General features: G+C 58.9%; 19 protein-coding genes. 11 read left to right on the top strand and 8 right to left on the bottom strand.

All coding sequences use genetic code 11. From position 1 onward, the window contains the following. Positions 1-128: 128 nt before the first annotated feature. Both JWS10_RS06510 and JWS10_RS06505 read left to right on the top strand, forming a co-directional pair. Positions 129-1,010, top strand: a complete 882-nt coding sequence (locus JWS10_RS06510) for a CpsD/CapB family tyrosine-protein kinase (RefSeq protein ID WP_299505618.1) — start codon at positions 129-131, stop codon at positions 1,008-1,010. 2 nt (positions 1,011-1,012) lie between these two features. Beyond that, positions 1,013-2,362 carry a Wzz/FepE/Etk N-terminal domain-containing protein gene (locus JWS10_RS06505; RefSeq protein WP_299505616.1) on the top strand — a complete coding sequence of 450 codons (1,350 nt, stop codon included), beginning with the start codon at positions 1,013-1,015 and terminating at the stop codon, positions 2,360-2,362. 56 nt (positions 2,363-2,418) lie between these two features. On the opposite strand, the gene JWS10_RS06500 is transcribed toward JWS10_RS06505, so the two are convergent. Further along, positions 2,419-3,138: a sugar transferase gene (locus JWS10_RS06500; protein ID WP_299475861.1), complete on the bottom strand. Its 720-nt coding sequence runs from the start codon at positions 3,136-3,138 to the stop codon at positions 2,419-2,421. 813 nt (positions 3,139-3,951) lie between these two features. Beyond that, positions 3,952-5,304 carry an oligosaccharide flippase family protein gene (locus JWS10_RS06495; protein WP_299505614.1) on the bottom strand — a complete coding sequence of 451 codons (1,353 nt, stop codon included), beginning with the start codon at positions 5,302-5,304 and terminating at the stop codon, positions 3,952-3,954. 160 nt (positions 5,305-5,464) lie between these two features. Here JWS10_RS06495 and JWS10_RS06490 point away from each other — a divergent pair, with 160 nt between their 5' ends. From JWS10_RS06490 to JWS10_RS06480, 3 genes are all read left to right on the top strand, one after another. Beyond that, a complete protein-coding gene (locus JWS10_RS06490) occupies positions 5,465-6,736 on the top strand; it encodes a glycosyltransferase family 4 protein (protein ID WP_299505612.1) in 1,272 nt (423 codons plus the stop codon). Further along, positions 6,733-7,518 carry a hypothetical protein gene (locus JWS10_RS06485; protein ID WP_299505610.1) on the top strand — a complete coding sequence of 262 codons (786 nt, stop codon included), beginning with the start codon at positions 6,733-6,735 and terminating at the stop codon, positions 7,516-7,518. The genes JWS10_RS06490 and JWS10_RS06485 overlap by 4 nt, the downstream gene beginning before the upstream one ends. Positions 7,519-7,711: 193 nt before the next feature. Further along, a complete protein-coding gene (locus JWS10_RS06480) occupies positions 7,712-8,737 on the top strand; it encodes a radical SAM protein (RefSeq protein WP_299505608.1) in 1,026 nt (341 codons plus the stop codon). Between the two features lie 33 nt (positions 8,738-8,770). On the opposite strand, the gene JWS10_RS06475 is transcribed toward JWS10_RS06480, so the two are convergent. Next, positions 8,771-9,403: a GDSL-type esterase/lipase family protein gene (locus JWS10_RS06475; RefSeq protein WP_299505606.1), complete on the bottom strand. Its 633-nt coding sequence runs from the start codon at positions 9,401-9,403 to the stop codon at positions 8,771-8,773. Positions 9,404-9,517: 114 nt separating this feature from the next. Between JWS10_RS06475 and JWS10_RS06470 the strand changes: the two genes are divergently transcribed. From JWS10_RS06470 to JWS10_RS06460, 3 genes are read left to right on the top strand one after another with little or no spacing between them, the layout of a single operon-like run. Continuing rightward, positions 9,518-10,435 carry a co-chaperone YbbN gene (locus tag JWS10_RS06470; protein ID WP_299475881.1) on the top strand — a complete coding sequence of 306 codons (918 nt, stop codon included), beginning with the start codon at positions 9,518-9,520 and terminating at the stop codon, positions 10,433-10,435. A gap of 26 nt (positions 10,436-10,461) precedes the next feature. Next, positions 10,462-11,103, top strand: a complete 642-nt coding sequence (locus tag JWS10_RS06465; protein ID WP_299475888.1) for an LON peptidase substrate-binding domain-containing protein — start codon at positions 10,462-10,464, stop codon at positions 11,101-11,103. After that, on the top strand, positions 11,100-11,294 hold the full coding sequence (locus tag JWS10_RS06460) for a Trm112 family protein (protein ID WP_299475891.1): 195 nt from the start codon (positions 11,100-11,102) through the stop codon (positions 11,292-11,294). Before JWS10_RS06465 ends, JWS10_RS06460 begins: the two co-directional genes overlap by 4 nt. A gap of 135 nt (positions 11,295-11,429) precedes the next feature. On the opposite strand, the gene JWS10_RS06455 is transcribed toward JWS10_RS06460, so the two are convergent. Next, on the bottom strand, positions 11,430-12,656 hold the full coding sequence (locus tag JWS10_RS06455; RefSeq protein WP_299505650.1) for a UbiH/UbiF/VisC/COQ6 family ubiquinone biosynthesis hydroxylase: 1,227 nt from the start codon (positions 12,654-12,656) through the stop codon (positions 11,430-11,432). Between the two features lie 76 nt (positions 12,657-12,732). On the opposite strand from JWS10_RS06455, the gene JWS10_RS06450 reads away from it, so the two are divergent. The 3 genes from JWS10_RS06450 to JWS10_RS06440 all read left to right on the top strand — a co-directional run bounded on the left by JWS10_RS06450 (position 12,733) and on the right by JWS10_RS06440 (position 18,347). Next, on the top strand, positions 12,733-14,064 hold the full coding sequence (locus JWS10_RS06450; protein WP_299505604.1) for an amidase: 1,332 nt from the start codon (positions 12,733-12,735) through the stop codon (positions 14,062-14,064). Between the two features lie 115 nt (positions 14,065-14,179). Then, on the top strand, positions 14,180-15,358 hold the full coding sequence (locus JWS10_RS06445) for an aminotransferase class I/II-fold pyridoxal phosphate-dependent enzyme (RefSeq protein ID WP_299505602.1): 1,179 nt from the start codon (positions 14,180-14,182) through the stop codon (positions 15,356-15,358). A gap of 13 nt (positions 15,359-15,371) precedes the next feature. Next, the gene (locus tag JWS10_RS06440; RefSeq protein ID WP_299505600.1) at positions 15,372-18,347 is read left to right on the top strand and encodes a DNA translocase FtsK 4TM domain-containing protein; all 2,976 of its coding nucleotides are present in this window, start codon (positions 15,372-15,374) and stop codon (positions 18,345-18,347) included. A gap of 193 nt (positions 18,348-18,540) precedes the next feature. Here JWS10_RS06440 and JWS10_RS06435 read toward each other — a convergent pair whose 3' ends face one another. The 4 genes from JWS10_RS06435 to JWS10_RS06420 form a co-directional block, all read right to left on the bottom strand. Further along, positions 18,541-18,849: a type II toxin-antitoxin system RelE/ParE family toxin gene (locus JWS10_RS06435; protein WP_299475916.1), complete on the bottom strand. Its 309-nt coding sequence runs from the start codon at positions 18,847-18,849 to the stop codon at positions 18,541-18,543. After that, positions 18,846-19,106 (bottom strand): CopG family ribbon-helix-helix protein, encoded by a 261-nt coding sequence (locus tag JWS10_RS06430; RefSeq protein WP_299505597.1) that lies wholly within the window; start codon positions 19,104-19,106, stop codon positions 18,846-18,848. Before JWS10_RS06430 ends, JWS10_RS06435 begins: the two co-directional genes overlap by 4 nt. A 268-nt stretch (positions 19,107-19,374) precedes the next feature. Beyond that, complete coding sequence (locus tag JWS10_RS06425) at positions 19,375-20,151, bottom strand: TIM barrel protein (protein WP_299505595.1); 777 nt, start codon at positions 20,149-20,151, stop codon at positions 19,375-19,377. Continuing rightward, positions 20,151-20,720, bottom strand: coding sequence for a DUF1285 domain-containing protein (locus tag JWS10_RS06420; protein ID WP_299505593.1), 570 nt, complete (start codon positions 20,718-20,720; stop codon positions 20,151-20,153). The genes JWS10_RS06425 and JWS10_RS06420 overlap by 1 nt, the downstream gene beginning before the upstream one ends. Positions 20,721-20,756: the final 36 nt, after the last annotated feature.

Genomic DNA, 20,756 nt, shown 5'->3' with positions numbered 1-20,756 from the left:
CGCGGCTTGTTGCTGTTTTGGTTACGTCGCGGTTCGACAAACGGTTCGACCAACCCGACTTTCGGATGAGCGGACACTTTATCTTGACGTCGCGGCCCGTTGGCCTCGCAGATCTGGAGCTTACTGCCATGACTGCCGACCAAACCGGTCCTAAACCCAAACCAGATAAACCCCGAAAATCCACGGGCGTTTCGCTGTTCCGCACCGGTCATGTGGCATCTCCACAAAATGTTGCCCCCGATCTGGCCACCGGGCGTGAGATTTTTTCATCGACGCTTCCCGCGCTTTTCAATCCGCAGCGCGTCTGGGAATCGCTTAGGCCCGTGCAGGCGGACATCAGATCGAAATCGCGGAATGCTTTGTTTCTGGAAGCTTCCGACCATCCTGCGGCTGTCGCATTTGACATACTGCGCACCCGGCTTTTGCGAGGACTGGTTGAAAAGGGCTGGAAACGCATCGCGGTCACTTCGCCGACCCATGACTGCGGAAAATCTTTCGTCGCCACCAACCTTGCGTTTTCGCTGGCCCGCCGCCCAGCCTCTCGCACCGTTTTGCTCGATTTCGATCTGCGCCACCCCGAGATCGCGCAACTGCTTGGCGTCAAAGATCCAATCTCTCTGGGTGCGTTTCTTGCGGGCCAACAGCCGTTAGAAAACGAGTTTCGCCGCTTTGGCCGCACGCTGGCGCTTGGGTTGAACACGCAACCAATCGAAAAGGCGTCCGAAACCCTGCACGATCCAGATACAGTAGCGGCGCTTACCGCGATGATCGAACAGCTAGACCCAGAGGTGGTGATCTACGATCTGCCACCGGCTTTGGTGAATGACGATCTGCTTGCACTCGGCCCTTCGCTGGATGCCGTGCTGCTGGTCACTGATGGCACACGTTCGTCGCCGCAGGAGATCAGAGCCTGTGAAAAACTGTTTGAAGGCCGCATCCCGCTGCTCGGCGTCGTGCTGAACCGCGCGCAAGATTTCACCGCGGGCCGCTACCGCTACGCGAAGAATTAATCATGGGTCAGATTCAGTCTATAGAGGAACTCGTCAGCCTGCTGTTGCGCCGCCGCTGGCTGATCATCCTGATCACCTTGACAGGTTTGCTAGTCGCTGTGGTTTTTGCAAAGTCGCGTCCGAATATCTTTGAGACCGCAGCCGTGATCCAGATTGAAGGTGCCGAAGTCGCCGAGCCCACGGCGCAAGCCGCGCAGCCCGACGGTGGTGGTGCCGCACAAATCCTGCAAACCATCGAGCAGCGCCTGACGACCCGTGACGCGTTGACCGCGATGATCGAGCGCCACAATCTATTCGCCGATCAACCCGCCATGGCCAAGGACGACAAGCTTTTTGCCCTCCGTACCGCCGTCACCTTCCAAGCCGTCGATAGTGCAGGCGGTCAAGGCTTTGGTCAGGCGCGCAGCATCTCGGCAATCATCATCTCGGTGCGCTACGGTGATCCACAAACCGCAGCGGCGGTGGCCAATGATTTCGCGCAAGGCATACTCGACCAAAGCGCTGCGGGCCAACGCGACCGCGCCGACAAGAACGTCGCCTTTTTCAAAGAAGAAGAAGCCCGCATATACGCCCAAATCGCTACGCTAGAATCCGAAGTTGCCGCCTATAAAAATGCCCATGCTGGCGCGATGCCAACGCTTTCGGATGCGCGCCGCGATGAAATTGTCAGCCTGTCAGACGACCTGCGCCAAGCCACCCAAGACCTTGTAGGCTTACAAGGTGAGCAAAAAGCCATCGTTCAAAAACAGCTGCAACGAGAGACTGACAAACGACGTCTCGACGAAATCGCCACCCAAACGAATGTGTTGAACGCGCAGATCGCCTCAATCAACGCCCGCAAAGCTGATGTCGAAACCGCCCTTGCCGCAACGCCCGAAGTGGAACGTGTGCTTGCTGGCTATGATCGCCAGCTTCAGCAACTGCAGGATCAATACAACAACGTCACGCAACGCATGGCCGAGGCTGAGACCACCCAACGCCTCGCCATGCGCCAACAGTCAGAGCGTTTCACTTTGCTCGATCGTGCGCTGTCACCAGAATATCCCATCGGCGGCGGCAAAAAGAAAATCGCCATCGCAGGTACTATGGCCAGCTTGCTTGGTGCGATTGCGCTCGCCTTCGTGCTGGACCTTATCAAACCAGTGGTGCGCACCGCCGCCCAGATGCAGCGGCAACTTGATCTGGAGCCTGTCGTTTGCATTCCCGAAATACGGGCCCCAAAAGGCCGCTTGGGACGGGCGGCCTTGCGGCTCATCGACGATCCCAAACGTCCAATCTTTGGGTTGCCCCGCTTTGCCGTCCTGGCGGTCGCTTCTATGCTGGCGCTGGTATTGATGGCCGCTATACCATAAAAAGCCCGCCCCTGTGATGGGACGGGCTTAACCGCTGCTTAAAATTTCTTGCTGGCTCAATAACCGTTGGCGCTGACCACGACCCCTACCGTTGCCGCAAGCACCTTCACATCTGTCAACAATGACACGTCCGCCTCGTAAGCGTCGTCAAACCCTGCGCGCGCTTCAAACGTCGTGCGATTGCGCCCAGAGGTTTGCCAATAGCCGGTAATCCCCGGACGCAGCGCATAGTATGCGCGGCCCGGATACATATTCTGCTGACAAATCATCATCGGACGCGGTCCGACAAGGCTCATATCGCCGACCAGAACGTTCCACAGTTGCGGCAATTCATCCAACGACGACTTGCGCAGAAATTTACCCGTCCGAGTGATACGTGGGTCAGCTTTCAGCTTTTGCGTGCTGTCCCACTCCATCCGCGCATCGGGATTGGCGGCCAGAAATTCTTCCATCCGCTCATCCGCATCCCGCACCATCGAGCGCAGCTTCCACATCCGAAACCGCTTGCCGCCCTTGCCCACGCGCATCTGCGTATAGAACGGGCTGCCGCCATCTCGCGCCACCATAACCGCTGCCACGGCCACGATCGGCAACACAGCAGGGGCCGCCAAGACAATGGCTGCAATATCGAAAGCACGCTTGAAGAACCGCCGATAGGGACCACGACCCGAAGGTCTGACATCAGCCAGCGGTGTAGCGCTTTGGTCGTTGAAACTGTTAGCAGCATCGGCCGGAACCGAGCGGATGTTGTAGAAATCAGGATAATTTATAGTCATTGCAAGCCACCAATCGACAATCTGAATCGACCAATCCCTGTCCCATGATCACATGGATTTCAGGAAACAAACCAAAGTCCGAAGCATCGGATCTGATCAGAAAACTAGCCGTTCACTTGCCGCACCAAACAGTACGCCCCCGTGGTCAATTTAACCGCTCTGCTATGGGCTTGGCGATAGCCAATTCGGAATAGCGAACATATTTAAGCCATTTTAACCCAGATATTTTGACATAATGCAGCCTTGATCTTGCCATGTTTCAGCGCAGCGCAACCATGACGTGCAGGGGCCAAATAGCGCTCCGCCAGAGGTGCAACGCAGCTTCCCTGCGCGTCAATTCAGCGCGAATCACCTGGCGCTGTCATAGCCGCGTAGGCGACGCCGACTTCCCAAGCGATGATTTTGAATTTTATCGTGAATGCAGAGGCTTGCTAAGCGAAGCGAGCTTTAGAAAGACTGCGAACAGCGCTGAGACGCTCAAAACCGCTATAGTGAACCGTCGGCCAGAGGCACGATTTAGGGCCAAATTCGCCCGCCCGAGCATTGCCAATCTCATTAGAAAGCTCTCAATCAGGCAGCACCCGCATACAATATTTTGCGGTGCGCTATGATAAGACATCCTACGAAGCGCCTGTGGTTCCGCGACGAAACCACTGCTATCTAAAAATACAAAACATTTGATAATGCGGCTCTATTTGCAACCTTAACCTGTGCTATCTCCACAATTGTTCTTAAGCCGGCAACAATTAGACAAATATCAGACCGCTTGCTATATATAGACAACCCAAAGCTAATCGTTGCAATGAAGCCTTCTCAGAGCACACCCAGCATATCGACGTTGACCCATAGGGCCAAAGCCACCAAAGCTGCGGCCAGTGCGAATAGCACGACATCATTCAGCGGATCCCACGCCCTATGCTTGCGGGCCAGCAAGATCACCGCCGGATGCAGCGCCAACAGCGCCGCTGCCTGTGCCAGCAACGCACCCTCCAGCCCGCCGTGGGTGATGCCGACCAAGAACGCCACCGTCTGAACAAAAGCCTTCAACGCTTGCAGCCAAAAGTAATTCCGCCCATCCCCCGCCGCCAGCGCCGACTGGTCATAGGTAATGCCAATCGTTTCAGGCATCTGGATCAGCGCCACTACGACCACGATAAATCCTGCCGCGGCGTAGCGCTCGTCATACATGAAGCCCACCAGCGGCATCCCGATCACCGCAAGAAAGCCCAACAACAGCAGCGTCGCGCCCGAAATCGCCCAGCGCAGTTTGCGCATCTTGGCGAAGTTCGCAGCCGAGTCGGCCGGATGATGATCGCGGTACAGCGGGATCATAATACGGCTGTTCACCGCCCGCGCCAAAAGCAAAGGGAAGGACGCCAGAAAGTAGCCGATGTTGTAAACGCCCAACTCTTCCAGACTAAGGTAATGCCCGAAAATCGCCTTATCGCCCTGCGCCAGCGCAAAACCGCAGGCAGTTGACAGGAATATCCACTTACCGAAGTGGATAAGCTCATGCCCGGCTGTTTTATCCCAGTGAAACCGATTGCTCGGCCCCGGCAGATACGCCCAAGTCAACACCAGCTTGGCCAGGCTGCCGACGATCGCACCGATCACCAGCCCCCAGACCGAATGGCTCATCAGCGACAGCACAACCATCGCCACGATCCCAATCGCCTGCGCAATCAGGTCCAGCAGCGTCACCCGCCCCAACAACAAATGCCGCGTCGCAGTGTCAATCCGCGTTGGATTGAAGCCAGAGATAAACAGCGAAATCCCCGCGACTGGCAGCAGGTAGACCAACTCTGGCGCATGATAAAACTGTGCCAGCGGCCATGCCAACCCACATGTGACCAGCCACAACATCGTGCCGCGAAACGCATGAATGGTGAATGCCGTGTTCAGAAAGTTCGGATCGTCGCCGCGCTTGTTCTGCGCAATCGAAGCCGAGACCCCGACATCCGAGAACATCACCATGCCCACCAGCACCACCGAAACCAGCGCCATAACACCAAACGCGTCAGGTGCCAAAAGCCGTGTCAGGATCAGGTTAGAGCCCAGCCGCATCACTTGGGTCAGCGCATAAGACCCTGCGGTAAAGGCTGAACTCCGCAGCGCACGCGCAAATAAACTTCTTCCCACCGAAGCAGGCACGTTCAAGTCCGACATTAAATAAACCTTCAAGACTGCGATTCGACCTAGCTGCTGCATATAACCCGTCAATGAAGGCGAATTTGGCAACAATCTCTGCGAAAGACATGCGAATTTGCCTTACTCTCGCCAAATCCGCCGCCTATTGACCAAAGCCAAGACCCAATCCGGTGCTTTCATGCTGATTGCCTATCTCATCAACACTTACCCCAAGCCTTCACATACCTTCATTCGTCGTGAGATTGCCGCGCTTGAAGACATGGGATGGCAAGTGCATCGCTTTGCCATGCGATCAGATCGCGCAGCTTTGGTGGATCCGCTGGACTTCATTGAAGATGACAAGACCGAACATGTCTTGGAAATTGGCAGTAAAAACCTGCTGCGTTCCACTCTCGGTTGGGTGTTCAGACACCCCAAACAAGCCGTGTCTGGTCTGGCGATGGCGGTCCGCTGCGGCTCGAAGGGCAAGTCAGGTGGCCCCGGCACCGGTGGCATACTGCGCCATCTGATCTATCTTGTGGAAGCCGCATATATCGCACGCCGCAGTCGCGACCTTGGGATTAAACACATTCACGCCCATTTTGGCACTAACTCCGCCACAGTTGCCATGCTGTCGCAAGCGCTGGGTGGCCCCGGTTTCAGCTTCACGGTGCATGGCCCAGAAGAATTCGACGCCCCCCGCGCATTCTCTTTCCCCGAGAAAATGGCCAACGCCCGCTTCACCGTGGCAATCTCCAGCTATTGCCGCAGCCAGCTTTATCGTTGGTGCCAGATTGCCGAGTGGCCGAAGATCAAAGAGGTGCATTGCGGCGTTGATATAGCAGGCTATCCCGTTCCCGCCGCAATGCCCGAAGGCGGCCCGCATTTGGTCGCGATTGGCCGGTTGTGCGAGCAGAAAGGCTTCCCCGTCTTGATTGAAACCATGGCCATCGCCGCCAAACGCCTGCCGGGGCTGACCCTCACGATTTGCGGCGACGGCGAACTGCGCGAACTGATCGACGGCGAAATCGCCCGCCACGGTATCAAAAACCGCATTACTATTGCGGGCTGGGTCGATGAAGCAGGCGTGCGCGCCGCCATTGCCGCCGCCCATGCGCTGATCCTGCCCTCGCTTGCCGAGGGCCTTCCGATGGTTGTGATCGAAGCAATGGCCTGCGGTCGCCCGGTAATCTCCACCTGCATAAACGGAGTACCCGAACTGCTGACGCCAAAAGAGGGTTGGCTTGTGCCCGCAGGCGACCCCGCGGCATTGGCTGATGCGATTGTCGCGCTTTCCGAAATCCCCAATGCCGTTCTAACCGAGATGGGCTTCGCCGCCCGCGCTCGGGCCATGGCTCGCCACGATGGCAACACCGAAGCCGCCAAACTGGCGCAGCACTTCACAGAGGCGCTGAAATCCACAGCACCAATGGTCGCGCCAATCACCGTCGAGGCGATTGGACCGGCATGACCATCGCGATCATCTGCGCCAGCCACAGCGATGAAATCCTCAACGCCAACCTCGCACGATCCCCGATGATCGCCGAAGCCACCGTGCCTTTACACCTTGAACGCGATGCCGCTTCTGCCGCCCTTGCCTACAACCGCGCTATAGATGCCACCGATGCCGATATCCTGATTTTCGCTCATCACGACGTTTACCTGCCGCGCGGTTGGGAAAACCTGCTCGCCCGCCGCCTGCGCGAGCTGGAAACACACGACACGAACTGGGCACTCTATGGCCCGTTCGGCGTGGGCTTGGACGCCAGCCACATAGGCCCGGTCTGGTCCTCTAGCATCGGTCTGATCGTTGGCCGCGTCCCCACCGCGCCAGCGCAGGTGCAAAGCTACGATGAAATGGTGATCGTCATGCGCCGTTCATCTGGCCTGCGCTTTGACGAAAACCTCCCCGGCTGGCATATGTACGGCACCGACATCGTCACAACTGCCCGCACAAAGGGCCTACACGCCTATGCCGGAGCGCTGCCAACCATCCACAACGACCGCTACCACGACCATCTGCGCGAGGACTTTGTCGAAAGCTACACCGCGATGCGGCACAAATGGCGCGATCACCTCCCACTGCGCACCCCAATCATCAAGATCAGCAAATCCGGCCTGCACCTTTATAAGAACCGCTGGCAAGATTACCGATCCGAGAAGTTCCGCGCCAATATGTCCGTCGGGATCGCTCATGCGCCAGAATACCTCGCATCGCTCTGCGGCTGGTCCGATCTGACCGCTTCAGCCTAACTCAAACGAGATTAAAATTTGCGCCCCAGAACAGCTTGTTGCGCACCGCCCGATTCGCCCAAGCGCAGCGCCGAGCAATCGCAAAATCAATGCAATCGATAACAGACGTTAAACCCGAGCCCAGTCAAGTATATGAACTTGCTTTTTAGTAACGACTCGCCAATCATTAGAAAAACTTTTCAGATGGTGTTAAATGCTCTTCACACCGATGGGCTTGTCCCACGTAGTCTATTGGACACGACGACGTCTGGCCATTCATTACCCTCGATTGCTTGGGACATGGCTGCTGGGCCGCGACCGGCCCGAAGTAATTTTGGTTGAATTGACCAATGCCTGCAATCAAGCCTGTCCGTTTTGCGCCCGCGAGGTTATGTCGCGACGGGTCGGAGACATGTCCTACGAGGTTTTCACCTCAATCATTGATCAAGCCGCCCAATTTCCTTATGTTTTGCTTCGTATCGTCGGTCTGGGTGAGGCCGCCATGCACCCTCGGTTTCGAGAGTGCGTGAACTACGCAACCGCCCGCAACATCCCAATTGAGATCACATCAAATGGGCACATTTTCGAAGTGATGAGCCCAGCTGAAATCATCAACTCGTCGATCGTCATGCTATCGATTTCGATTGACGGTTTTTCAGATGGCTCCTACGAAAAGCTGCGCGTTGGCGGCAACTACCAAACCCTTCGCGAAAATATCACGGCGTTTCATCGTGCTAAAGCCATCACCAAATCAAAACGCCCCCTTTTTACCCTGCGCAATGTTTTACTGTCAAAGGTTGCGCACAAAAGGGCCGCCCAAGCCGCCCGCTTTAAGGCCGAATGGTCTGGCCTGTGTGATCGGATAAGCTTTAATGACTATACCCCACAGGCTCTTACCGAAAAAAACGAAGGCAAGCTGCGCGTTTGTGATAACATCTTTTATAACCTTCACGTCGAATGGGACGGCCGTACCCCGCTTTGCGCTTACCAGCATTTGATTGTCGACCAGGAATACACTGGAAATGTCGGCGAAATGCCCGTCAAAGAGATATGGAACGATCGACGTCGGCAAGAAGTTCGGCAGGCCCATATCAGCGGTGACCTATCGGCTGCCAGCTTCTGTCAAAAATGTCCCAAAACCCGGAAGACGGCAGTGTATCGCAATATCCGCGAGCATGGGAGCCACAGCAGCGCACTGCGCCACGGGTTAGAGCGGCTGCTGTGGCGCATCGTGGGTTAGTGCGCACGCCCCCGGCTTGATGCGATTCAGCCGCTAAATCATCCCGCGCAGCTTTTCTGTCACCGCCACCGCCAGTTTCGCATGCTCGCCCTGATCAAAATGCACCCCGTCCAGCGGACTCACTTTTATCACTGCGCCCGCATCCAGAAATTCAATCCCACGCGACTGCGCCAAAGCTGCATACAGCGCCGACAACGCCTGCGAGCGCAAAGCCCCTCCCCAGAACTCATCCTTGATCGGCCCAATTTCCACCACCGGAGTCGGGCACACCAGCAACACCTTAAACCCGCCGTGCCGCTCCTGCATCACCCGATGCTGCGCAATATCCAACAACCCGGCGATCCCGCCCACCACCGTCTCAGCTGTAGAGGTAAACCGCGCCTTCACATCATTGGTACCGAGCATCAGCACCAAGACGTCCAGCGGCCCGTGGCTTTCCAGCGCGATTTTCAGCCCAACCTGCCCGTTCATATGCGCGCCCATGATCGGATCATCAAACTGCGCGGTACGTCCCGGCAAACCTTCCTCGATCATTTCGCAGCCCAGAGCCGCCTGCACGATTGACGGCCAACGCACGCCAACGCCATAGCGCTCATATTTCGCCAAATCGACAATCGGCGGCGATCCATGCGTATTGCTGTCGCCAAAACACATCACAACTGGCATCGCGGTCTCCTGTTTTGCGCCACGCTAGGCCCGCGCCCAACCCGCGTAAACCCCCTTCCCCTTTCGCCCCTCGCCCCCCATATATACCGCAACCCAAACTCTGTGAGGCTTTCCATGTTCGGCACGACCACCGCCCCCACCGCAGCAGCCCCCAGCGAAATCCTGATCACCGACGGCTCAGAGCAGACGTTCATGCAAGACGTGATTGAACCCTCGCAAACCGTGCCCATCATCGTCGATTTCTGGGCGCCTTGGTGTGGTCCGTGCAAAACGCTTGGCCCCGCTTTGGAAGCCGCCGTGACCGCTGCCAAAGGTCGGGTGCGGATGGTGAAGATAAATGTCGATGAAAATCAAGCTCTTGCGGCGCAGTTGCGCATCCAGTCGATCCCTGCCGTGTTTGCGTTCTTCCAAGGTCAGCCGGTTGATGCCTTCCAGGGTAATGTCGCGCCGTCCGAGCTGAAGCGTTTCGTCGATAAACTGGCAGCCCTAGGGCCGGAACCCGACAATGGCCTTGCCGATGCCATCGCGGCCGCCGAAACCATGCTGGAGGATGGCGAATATACCGATGCCGTGGAAACATTCACCGCAATTTTGGAAGAAGAGCCGGAGAATGCCGTGGCCTACGCCGGTCTGATCCGCGCGCATCTGGCGCTCGGCGATCTCGATCTTGCAGAAACCTTGATCACTACGGCGCCCGGCACTCTTGCTAAGGCGAAAGAGGTGGACTCTACCCGTGCCATGCTCGATCTGGCGCGCCAAGCGGCCTCTGCTGGCCCCGAGGATGATCTGCGCGCCGCCCATGCCGCAGACCCGAAAAACCCACAGATCCTGTTCGACCTTGCCACCGCGCAACACGCCAACGGCAAAGTCGAAGAGGCGGTCAACTCCCTGCTCGATCTCTTCAAGCTCGACCGGGAGTGGAACAACGGCGCCGCGCGCACCCAGTTATTCACCATCTTTGACGCGCTAAAGCCGCAAGATCCCATCGTCTTGGCAGGCCGTCGCCGCCTGTCCTCGATGATCTTTGCTTAATCCAGACGCCGAGATAGCTAGGGGGCATGATGAAGCAAGTTGACCTGCCTGATACGCTGCCGTTGTTCCCGCTTCCCGGCGCGTTGCTTTTGCCGCGCGCCCGGTTGCCGCTGCATATCTTTGAGCCGCGCTATCTGGCGATGCTGGAAGATTGCATGAAAACCCCGCATCGGCTGATAGGTATGATTCAACCGCGCGAGGGGCCAAACGGCGAGAAGCGGCTGTCCGCAATCGGCTGCGCGGGCCGCCTGACCGGCTTTTCTGAGACCGAGGATCATCGCTACATGGTCACCCTCACCGGCGTGTCGCGCTTCCGCCTCCGCGCCGAGGTCGAAGGTTTCACGCCGTACAAACGCGCGCATATTGATTGGCAACCCTTCACCCGCGATCTGGGACGTGAGGAATCCGACGCCAATTTCAACCGCGAACCTTTCCTAGCCCTGCTCGCCCGCTACTTCGCCACCCGCGACCTCGGCACCGATTGGAGCGGTATCAAAGCCGCCGAAACCGAGCTGCTGATAAACTCGCTATCCATGCTGCTGCCGTTCCAGCCCGAAGACAAACAGGCGCTACTCGAAGCCCCTTCCCTCGTCACCCGCCGCGAAACCCTCGTCACCCTTTTGGAAATCGCCCTCCACTCCGATGGCCGCGATGAGACATTGCAATGACCGACGCGCCCCCCAGCACCCCCCTGCACGACCGCCGCATGTTAGAAGCCCTCGTCTGCCCCGTCACCCAAGCTGTCCTGACTTATGATGCAGAAAAGATGGAACTAATCTCGAAAGCCGCCCATCTGGCGTTCCCGATCCGGGATGGTATTCCGATCATGCTTGTGAGTGAGGCTAGGGCTGTGGAGTGAGGCGATCTCGGGTTATCTCATGATTTAGCGCTTGGCGCATAAATACCACATCTTGCGGTTTTAATAAACCAGAGCCCTATTCTCTCCCAGCCGGGAAAAATGAAATCGGCAGGCCAAGGATCACACCTCACCCCCTCAAACCTCCACCCCCCGGAGCAACTTCGGCACATCCCCCGACAGCCCAGCCGCCTGCCGCATGAACCCGCGCCGCAATCCCGGCACCGCATTCACCAGCCCCATCCCGAGATCGCGCCCCAGCCTCAACACCGGATTGTCATTAGAGAACAAATGGTTCACCCCATCCATCCCCAATGCCAGCGCGGTCGAATCAAACCGCCGCCACCTTTGATACCGCTCCAGCACATTCGCCGCGCCAATATCCTCGCCGCGTCGCACCGCCTCAATCAGCACCTGCGCCAGCGCCCCGACATCGCGCAGCCCAAGGTTCAGACCCTGCCCCGCAATCGGATGCACGCCATGCGCCGCATCGCCGACCAAAGCCACCCGTGCCGCCACAAAACTGTTCGCCAGTGTCAGGCTAAGCGGGTAGGTAAACCGCTCCCCCGCCAGCGCAATCTCACCCAGAAAATCACCGAACCGAGGCCGCAACGCCTCCAGATACTCCGCGTCCCCCAAAGCCTGAATAGCCGCCGCCTGCGCCTCCGTCTCGCTCCACACGATCGACGAATGATGCCCGCCCACCAGCGGCAAAATCGCCAGCGGCCCCGACGGCATGAAGAACTGCTGCGCAATTCCCCGGTGATCATGCTCATGCCGAATGGCCGTCACCAGCGCAGTTTGCCCATAGCCCCAGCCCGTCCGCCCTATCCCGGCCCGCGAAGCCACGCCCGACCCACGCCCATCACAGCCCACCAAAACCGAAGCCCGAACCCGCCGACCCGAGGCCAAAACGACCTCAACGAACTGACCCGTAACCTCCTGAGAAACCACCGTTTCTCCCGAGATTAAATCAATCCCGGCATCCTCCATCGCCGCCAGAAACGCCGCATACAGCAGCCGATCCTCCGCCATAAACCCCATCGGGCCTTCTTCCATCTCGGCATGATCGAACGTCAGAAAGAACGGCGCGGGCCCCTGCCCCGCCACCCCATCGCTCGCCTTGATCTGCAAGATCGGCTGCACCCGGCCCTCAAGCCGCTTCCAGACCCCGATCACCTCCAGCAGCCGTTTAGACGCCACCGCCAAAGCATAAGCCCGCCCGTCAAAGCCAGCTTCCGCCCGCGCGATTGCAGGTCGCGCATCGACCACAACGACCCGCAAGCCACTGCGCGCCAAAGCCAAAGCCAAGGCCGGGCCATTCAAGCCCCCGCCCACGATCACAATGTCAGCATCTTTTTCCATGTCCCAAATATGGCTCAACGCGCGCCATTGTCCATGCGCCGCCTTGCCGCTAGGCTTGGCGAAAATGGGGATGATGATGAGCAAAACTTGGTCGAACATGACCGCCGCCGAGTTGGGCCGCGAAATTGGCAAAGGCTGCATCAATCCTGTCGAGCTCACCGAGTTTTTCCTCGAAAGAATCGCCATCCACGAACATTCCACCCGCATCTATGCCCGCCCCACCGCGACCAGAGCGCGTGGTGAGGCAATGGGTGCCGCCACCCGCGCCAAATCCGGCTTCCGCCGAGGTTTGCTGGATGGCGTTCCGATCAGTTGGAAAGACCTGTTCGACACCGCAGACATCGCAACCGAAGCAGGATCGGCGCTGCTGAAAAACCGCACCCCGCTCAAAGACGCCGCCGTCCTAGAAATCGCCACCCGCGAAGGTCTCGTTTGCCTTGGTAAAACCCATATGTCCGAACTCGCCTTTTCCGGCCTCGGCCTGAACCCGATCACCGCCACGCCACCTTGCATCAATGACGAGCAAGCCGTTGCTGGCGGCTCTACTTCTGGCGGTGCGGCGTCGGTCGCCTACGGCCTTGCCCCTGCCGCGATTGGTTCGGATACCGGCGGCTCGGTCCGCATCCCCGCCGCTTGGAACGATCTCGTCGGCCTGAAAACCAGCCACGGACGCCTGCCTTTGACGGGCGCTGTGCCGCTGTGCGAAACCTTCGACACCGTTGGCCCGCTTGCCCGTTCGGTTGAGGACTGCGCCCTGCTGCTCGCCGCGATGGAGTCCCGCAAGCCCGCCGATTTACACGGCGCGAGCCTTACCGACGCGCATTTTCTCGTGCTGAATACTGTCGCGCTTGACAATCTTCGCCCTCGCCCCGCCCAAGGTTTTGAAGACGCGCTCACTCGGTTATCTCGCGCCGGCGCGCAAATCCGCCACATCGACCTGCCCGAAACTGCTGAGGCCATGGCGCTCGCAGGCATCCTGTTCACCGCCGAAGCCTACGGCATTTGGGCGAAAACCATCGAAGCGGCACCCGAGAAAATGTTTCCGCCCATCCTCGATCGTTTCCGCATGGGGGCCAGCATAAAAGCCGCCGATTACGTCGCTGCATGGCGTCGCTTGCACGAAATACGCAGCATCTGGGCGGCAAAGACCGCCGGCTATGACGCGGTTTTACTGCCCACCTCGCCGATCCTGCCGCCCAATGCCCACCGTCTGATGACCGACGATGCCTATTATGCCGCCGAAAACCTGCTGGCCCTGCGCAACACCCGGATCGGCAATCTGATGAACCTTTGCGCCCTGACTCTGCCGACAGCGCAACCGTCCTGCGGCATTAGTTTCATGGCTGGCCCCGGCCAAGAGGAACGCCTTTTGCGCATCGGCCAAGCTGCCGAACGTGCGCTGGCCTAAAAGCCACAACTTCGCGCCCCAAGCCCATATCCCGCATGGGTTTTTCTGGACGCGCCCTCACGATCTGGTTATCGTGGACATGAACGGGGCGATATGACCCTGATATGAGGCAGTAATGGCGTTTCCAGAGCGGTTTTCGAACCTGCCGGATTATGCGTTTCCGCGTTTGCGGAAGCTGTTGGACGCGCATGCGCCCGTCGGTGAGAGCATTTCCATGACTATTGGAGAGCCCCGACATCCGATTCCCGACTTTGTCGCGCCAATAATGGCGGCCAATATCAAAGACTTCGCGATCTACCCGCCAAATGACGGCACGCCCGAACTGCTGACCGCAATTTCCGGCTGGATCAACCGCCGCTACAGCGTCGCGATGGCGCAAGATCAACTGATGGTGCTGAACGGCACTCGCGAGGGGCTTTACAACGCCTGCATCGCGCTGTCGCCTGAGACAAAAAACGGCATACAGCCCATCGTCCTGATGCCAAACCCATTCTACCAAGTCTACGCCGTAGCCGCCGTCACCGTAGGGGCCGAGCCGCTCTACGTCCCCGCCACCGCCGCCACAGGTTTCCTGCCCGATTACGCTGGTTTGCCGCCCGAAGTCCTAGACCGCGTCACCATCGCCTACCTGTGTTCGCCCGCCAATCCGCAGGGCGCAGTCGCCAGCGCCGACTATTGGAAAACGCTGCTGGCCTTGGCCGAGAAGCACGATTTCACCATCTTCGCCGATGAATGCTACAGCGAAATCTGGCGCAACACCGCCCCCACAGGCATCCTCGAAGTCGCAAAAGCCACCAATGCCAACCCCGAGCGCGTCTTCACCTTCCACTCGCTCTCAAAACGCTCCAACCTCCCCGGCCTGCGCTCTGGCTTTGTTGCAGGCGGCTGCAAAGGCATGGCAGAAATCCGCAAACTGCGTTCCTTCGCAGGCGCACCGCTGCCGCTGCCGATCCAAAAAATCTCGGAAGCCGCTTGGAATGATGACGCACACGTCGCAGCCTCCCTCGCCCTCTACCAAGCGAAGTTTGACGCAGCCGACGCAATTTTCAGCGGCCTTCAGGGTTTCAAAACCCCCGAAGGCGGCTTCTTCCTATGGCTGCCCGTCGAAGACGGCGAGCAAGCCGCAGTAAAAGCATGGCGCGAAACGGGCGTGCGGGTCTTACCCGGCGCTTATCTTTCGCGCGATGCAAACGGGGAAAACCCCGGCAAAGGCTATATTCGGGTCGCTTTGGTGGCCCCCAAAGAAGAAATGCAGCGCGGGTTGATCAAACTCCGTGACTGCCTCTACGGTTGAGGACAGGGTTAACATGGCATCTTATCAAGCACGGCAACGCGATCCGCTTCTCGACCAAGGCACCACCGCCATGCTCGAGCGCCGCGGCCGTGAGCTGCTCGGCATCGGCCTGATGGTGGCCGCCTTCGGCTTCATACTGATGCTGAACAGCTACTCCCCCGAAGACCCCGGCTGGATGGTCGCCACAGACGAGCCCGCCGCCAACACGCTTGGCCGTTTCGGCGCAGCCCTCGCCTCCACCCTGATCATCATCGGCGGCAAAGGCACATGGGCGATCCCAATGATTTTCGCCGCTTGGGGCATCCGTTTCGTCCTGCATCGCGGTGCCGAACGCGCCGTCTCGCGCATGGTTTTCGCCGTGATCGCCATCGCAATGGCCTCGGTCTACGCAGCCACCCTACTGCCTTCCGCAATGTGGACGCACAGCTTCGGCATGGGCGGTTTGTTCGGCGACACCGTGCTCGGCGCGCTGCTCAACATCATCCCCGGCGGTGCCGCCATCGGCCTGAAACTGATCTCGATGGCCTCCGGTGCCGCGATGATTGCCCTGATGCTGTTCGTCACCGGCTTCAACTTCCCCGAAATCCAAGCTGGTTTCCGCTTTCTGATCACCAGCCTGATCCACACTTATTCAATCCTGCTCGGCGCTGCCGGTAAAGGCGCAGAAGGCACCAGCCGCGCTGCCGCCGCCATCCAAGCCCGCCGCCGTCGCACCGCTGCCGAAGCCGCCAAATCGGCTGACACCTTGCGCGCGCCTGCCGATTGGCGCGAAGACCGCGCGCAATCCAGCATCCGCCGCGCCGAACCAGCCGTCGAGGCCAGCGCCTTCGGACGCCCTTCAACCCTGCGCGCCGATACCCGCTACGCCGAACCCCTTGCAGAAGCGGCACAATACGCCCCGCCACGCGAAAAACTTGGCCTGCTTGCCCGCATGCCAGCCCTGATGCGCCGCGCGGTTGATCCCGAACCCGAACTGATCGAACCGACCATAACCGACGCCGCCGACCATGCCGACATGCCCACCGATGATCGCATCAGCTCGCGGATTTCTGATGCCATCCGCTCTCGCACCCGGCCGCCAGAGGCGCAACTTTCCCCACTCGCCGCCGCCATCCAGCGCCGCGAGCCACCCGTGCAACGCCCACGCAGTCCGGCCCCATTGATCGCTGACACTCGCCCTAAGCAACGGATCGAGCCGCCCGTAGTCGCCCCGCTGCACAACGCTTTTGTTGAGGCCGAAGAATATCAATCGCCTGAGGTCACCGATGAAAGCCACTTCACGCTCACCGATGATGCGCATGACTACACCGCAGAGGAAGACGATTACGCCGAGGATTACACTCCCGTCGTAGCAGCCCCCCGCCCTGCCCCCACACCCGAGCGTCGCCCGGTTGTCCAGCACGCGCAGAAAAAACCCATCGCCCCGTCGATTCGTGCCGCAGCCGAGGCGCAACCTCGCCTGCGTTTTGACGACACGGCACCCGCCTACGAACTCCCACCGCTGTCCCTGCTGACGCCGCCGTCCGCGGTCGAACGCCACGCCCTCTCCGACGAAGCCCTCGAAGAAAACGCCCGCATGTTGGAATCGGTTCTCGACGATTACGGCGTCAAAGGCGAAATCGTCTCGGTTCGCCCCGGCCCGGTCGTCACCATGTACGAACTCGAACCCGCCCCCGGCCTAAAAGCCAGCCGCGTCATCGGTCTTGCCGACGATATCGCCCGCTCAATGTCTGCCCTAAGCGCCCGTGTTTCCACCGTTCCGGGCCGCACCGTGATCGGCATCGAGCTTCCCAACGCCGTCCGCGAGAAAGTGGTCTTGCGCGAGATCATCGCCGCCCGCGACTTCGGCGACAGCAACATGCGCCTGCCTTTGGCGCTTGGCAAAGACATCGGCGGCGAGCCCATCATCGCCAACCTCGCCAAAATGCCCCACCTTTTGATCGCAGGCACCACCGGCTCGGGTAAATCCGTCGCCATCAACACCATGATCCTGTCGCTGCTCTATAAACTCAGCCCGGAAGAATGCCGCCTGATCATGATCGACCCGAAAATGCTGGAGCTTTCGGTCTATGACGGTATCCCACATCTGCTGTCGCCCGTCGTCACAGATCCAAAAAAAGCCGTCGTCGCCCTGAAATGGGTCGTGTCGGAAATGGAAGAACGCTACCGCAAAATGTCGAAAATGGGCGTGCGCAACATCGAAGGCTACAATGGCCGCGTCCGCGAAGCCCTTGCCAAAAACGAGGTGTTCAAGCGCACCATTCAGACCGGGTTCGATGAAGACACTGGCGAGCCGATGTTTGAAACCGATGAATTCCAGCCCGTCACCATCCCCTATATCGTGGTGGTGGTTGACGAGATGGCCGACCTGATGATGGTCGCAGGCAAGGAAATTGAAGCGTGTATTCAACGCCTTGCTCAGATGGCGCGCGCCTCCGGCATCCATTTGATCATGGCCACCCAGCGCCCCTCGGTTGACGTGATCACTGGCACCATCAAAGCCAACTTCCCAACACGGATTTCTTTCCAAGTCACCTCGAAAATCGACAGCCGTACCATCCTTGGCGAGCAAGGTGCTGAACAACTCCTCGGCATGGGCGACATGCTCTATATGGCAGGCGGCGGTCGCGTCTCCCGTATCCACGGCCCGTTTGTGAGCGATGAAGAAGTCGAAGAAATCGTCAACCACCTGAAATCCTACGGCCCGCCGGTCTATATGTCCGGCGTGATCGAAGGCCCAGAGGATGAGAACGCCAACGAAATCGACAGCCTCTTGGGCCTCGGCTCCGACGGCCTGGACGACAGCCTCTACGACCAAGCCGTCGCCATCGTCGCCAAAGACCGCAAATGCAGCACCAGCTACATTCAACGCAAACTCGGCATAGGCTATAACAAAGCCGCCAAACTGGTTGAGCAGATGGAAGAACACTCGGTTATCACCGCTGCAAACCACGTCGGAAAGCGCGAGATTTTGCTACCGGAGCATTAATCTTCACGGCTGCTCACTGCAAAAACCCAAAAACGCGCGAAGCAACCTTCGCGCGTTTTGCATTTCTAAATCGCCCGATATGCGAACCTAAACTGCAAGCCCGCCCTAGCCATTTCACATTGGCCCAAATACTCCCGCCGGAGGCACCAAGCTCTCAACCACAGCCAGCACGCTGAACTCGCACCCTAAAGCCCTACTCGGGCCACCGCCCCATCGGCCAATCCCGCGCGGTATGGATAACCCGAACAATCGAAAGCACCTCAGCCCCTAGGCGCGCTGAAATCACATAGACAATGATATAAGGCAGTCGCGTGACAGACTTTTCATAAGTCCCCACAACCCGGCCCGCCCGCCCCGTCGCAATCTGGCCAAGCCCCTCCGCAGCATCCCGCAAAGCATCGGCCACCCGTCGCGCCGCGTCAGGATTATCCGACGCTATGTAGATCAGTTGAGCCTTCAGATCGTCCAGCGCATCACGCGACCAAACGACAGCGCGAGTCAAATCTTACTGCCTTTTGCCGCATCAATCGCCGCGTAAAGCTCCGCCATCGCGTCATCATGTGTCGCAACCCGCCCCGCCTCGACATCGGCCAGCCCACGTTGAATCCCGCCAATGATCGCCAACTCGCGCTCTACATAAGCCGATACGGCCTCTGCTGCCAAGAAAGAATTGCTCCGCCGAGTATCCTGCGCCAACTGGCCCAGTTTATCCTTCAAGTCAGAATCGATGCGAATTGTCAGAGTAGTGCTGGCAGACATAAGAGCCTCCTGTGGCCGCATGTACACAAGTTAACACCAGCGACTCTATCCTGCAACGGCATTCAACCGGCCAGCCTTTGGCCGACAGCAAACAAATTCGTATTGGTCCAAATATCCCCGCCGGAGGCTTCCACAGAACGGCAGTAACGACCTTGAAAATCATAAAGACAAACGACACGCAAACCATAAGAAACCCTTAAAGCCACCCATCCAACCCATTGATAAATATAAACCCCAAGCCCACGCCACGTGTGGACATCGGCCAGCTTCAGACTCCGATCAACCTCGATCGCGCCTTCAAAGCCCCGAGCCAAGCCAGCCCATGCACCGTAGCGCGCGAGGGCCGATATTCCGCCGAAACCCAGCCCGAATAGCCGCCCTCATCCAGAGCAGAACAAAGTCCGGTGATATCAAACCCGCCGCCGCCCGGCTCGTTCCGGCTCGGAAACCCCGCGATCTGGACATGATTGATCCGGGCAGAATGTCGCGCCCAAACCGCCGCCGCATCGCCATGAATCCGCGCCGCGTGCCACAAATCGAACTGAATACCAACCCGAGCCAATCCCAGATCCTCAACGATCCGCCCCGCCTGATCGAAGTCGTTCAGGAAATAGCCAGGCATATCATCGGGATTCAAAGGCTCCAGCGTGATCGTCAAATCCGGCGCCTGCCCCGCAGCCCAAGTCAGGTTCTCCACATAAACCTGCTCCGCCTGCGGCCCCTTCGCCACCCCTGCCATCACATGCAGACGAGCAGCCCCCAGCCGAGAAGCGAGTTCTGCCGCCCGCAAGAACCCGTCTCGAAACCGCTGCTCCTCACCCGGAACCGCCGCAAAGCCACGATCCCCCGCTGCCCAGTCGCCCGGGGGCGTGTTGATCATCGCAAGCGGCAGCCCAGCCAAAGCGGCCTCCCATTCCTTTGCGGGATAATCGTAGGGAAACAGGATTTCCGCACCATCGAACCCCGCCTGCGCGGCGAGGCCGGGGCGGTCGAGGGGGGAAACCTCGGTGAAAAGCATAGTCAGGTTGGCGGCGAACTGAGGCATCAGCGCAGGTCTAGCGAAGGAATCACCGGAAAGAAACACCCATCTGACCAAAGCCCGAACCAGCTGATCCCCTGATGCTCGGCGTGAACTCCCAATTCCATCAACCGATAGAACGATTTGCGGTCAATCAACGCCTCCAGCCCCGCCCGGATGTGCACGTACGGCGCAGGCTCCCCGCCCTCCCCGATCATCACCCGAATCGGATTATCCGCGCCAGCAACCACCTCATCCTCAGTCTTAGTGAAGAACCGCAGCCGCTGATCCTTCTTCTCACCCTCCACTTCAAAATTCACCGCCAGCATCGGCGCGTCATCGACCTTGATCCGCACTTTCTCGACCGGAGTGACCAGAAAATACTCATCCCCTTCCCGCCGCAGAATCGACGAGAACAGCTTCACCATCGGCATCCGACCAATCGGTGAGCCTTCGTGAAACCACGTCCCATCCCGCGCGATCCGCATATCTATGTCGCCGCAAAACGGCGGATGCCACAAATGCACCGGCGGCGGGCCCTTTTTTGCGGCAGCCTGCACCGCAGCCAGCCCATCGGCCAGCGGTTTCACGATCATTTGTGCATCTTCGCTCTTTGCCATTTGTGCCTGACA

Origin of the sequence: Cypionkella sp., from assembly GCF_028290025.1 — a bacterium.
Taxonomy (GTDB): Bacteria; Pseudomonadota; Alphaproteobacteria; order Rhodobacterales; family Rhodobacteraceae; genus Cypionkella.
Note: the sequence above shows the minus strand (reverse complement) of the source record. Positions and strands in the feature narration are given on the sequence as shown.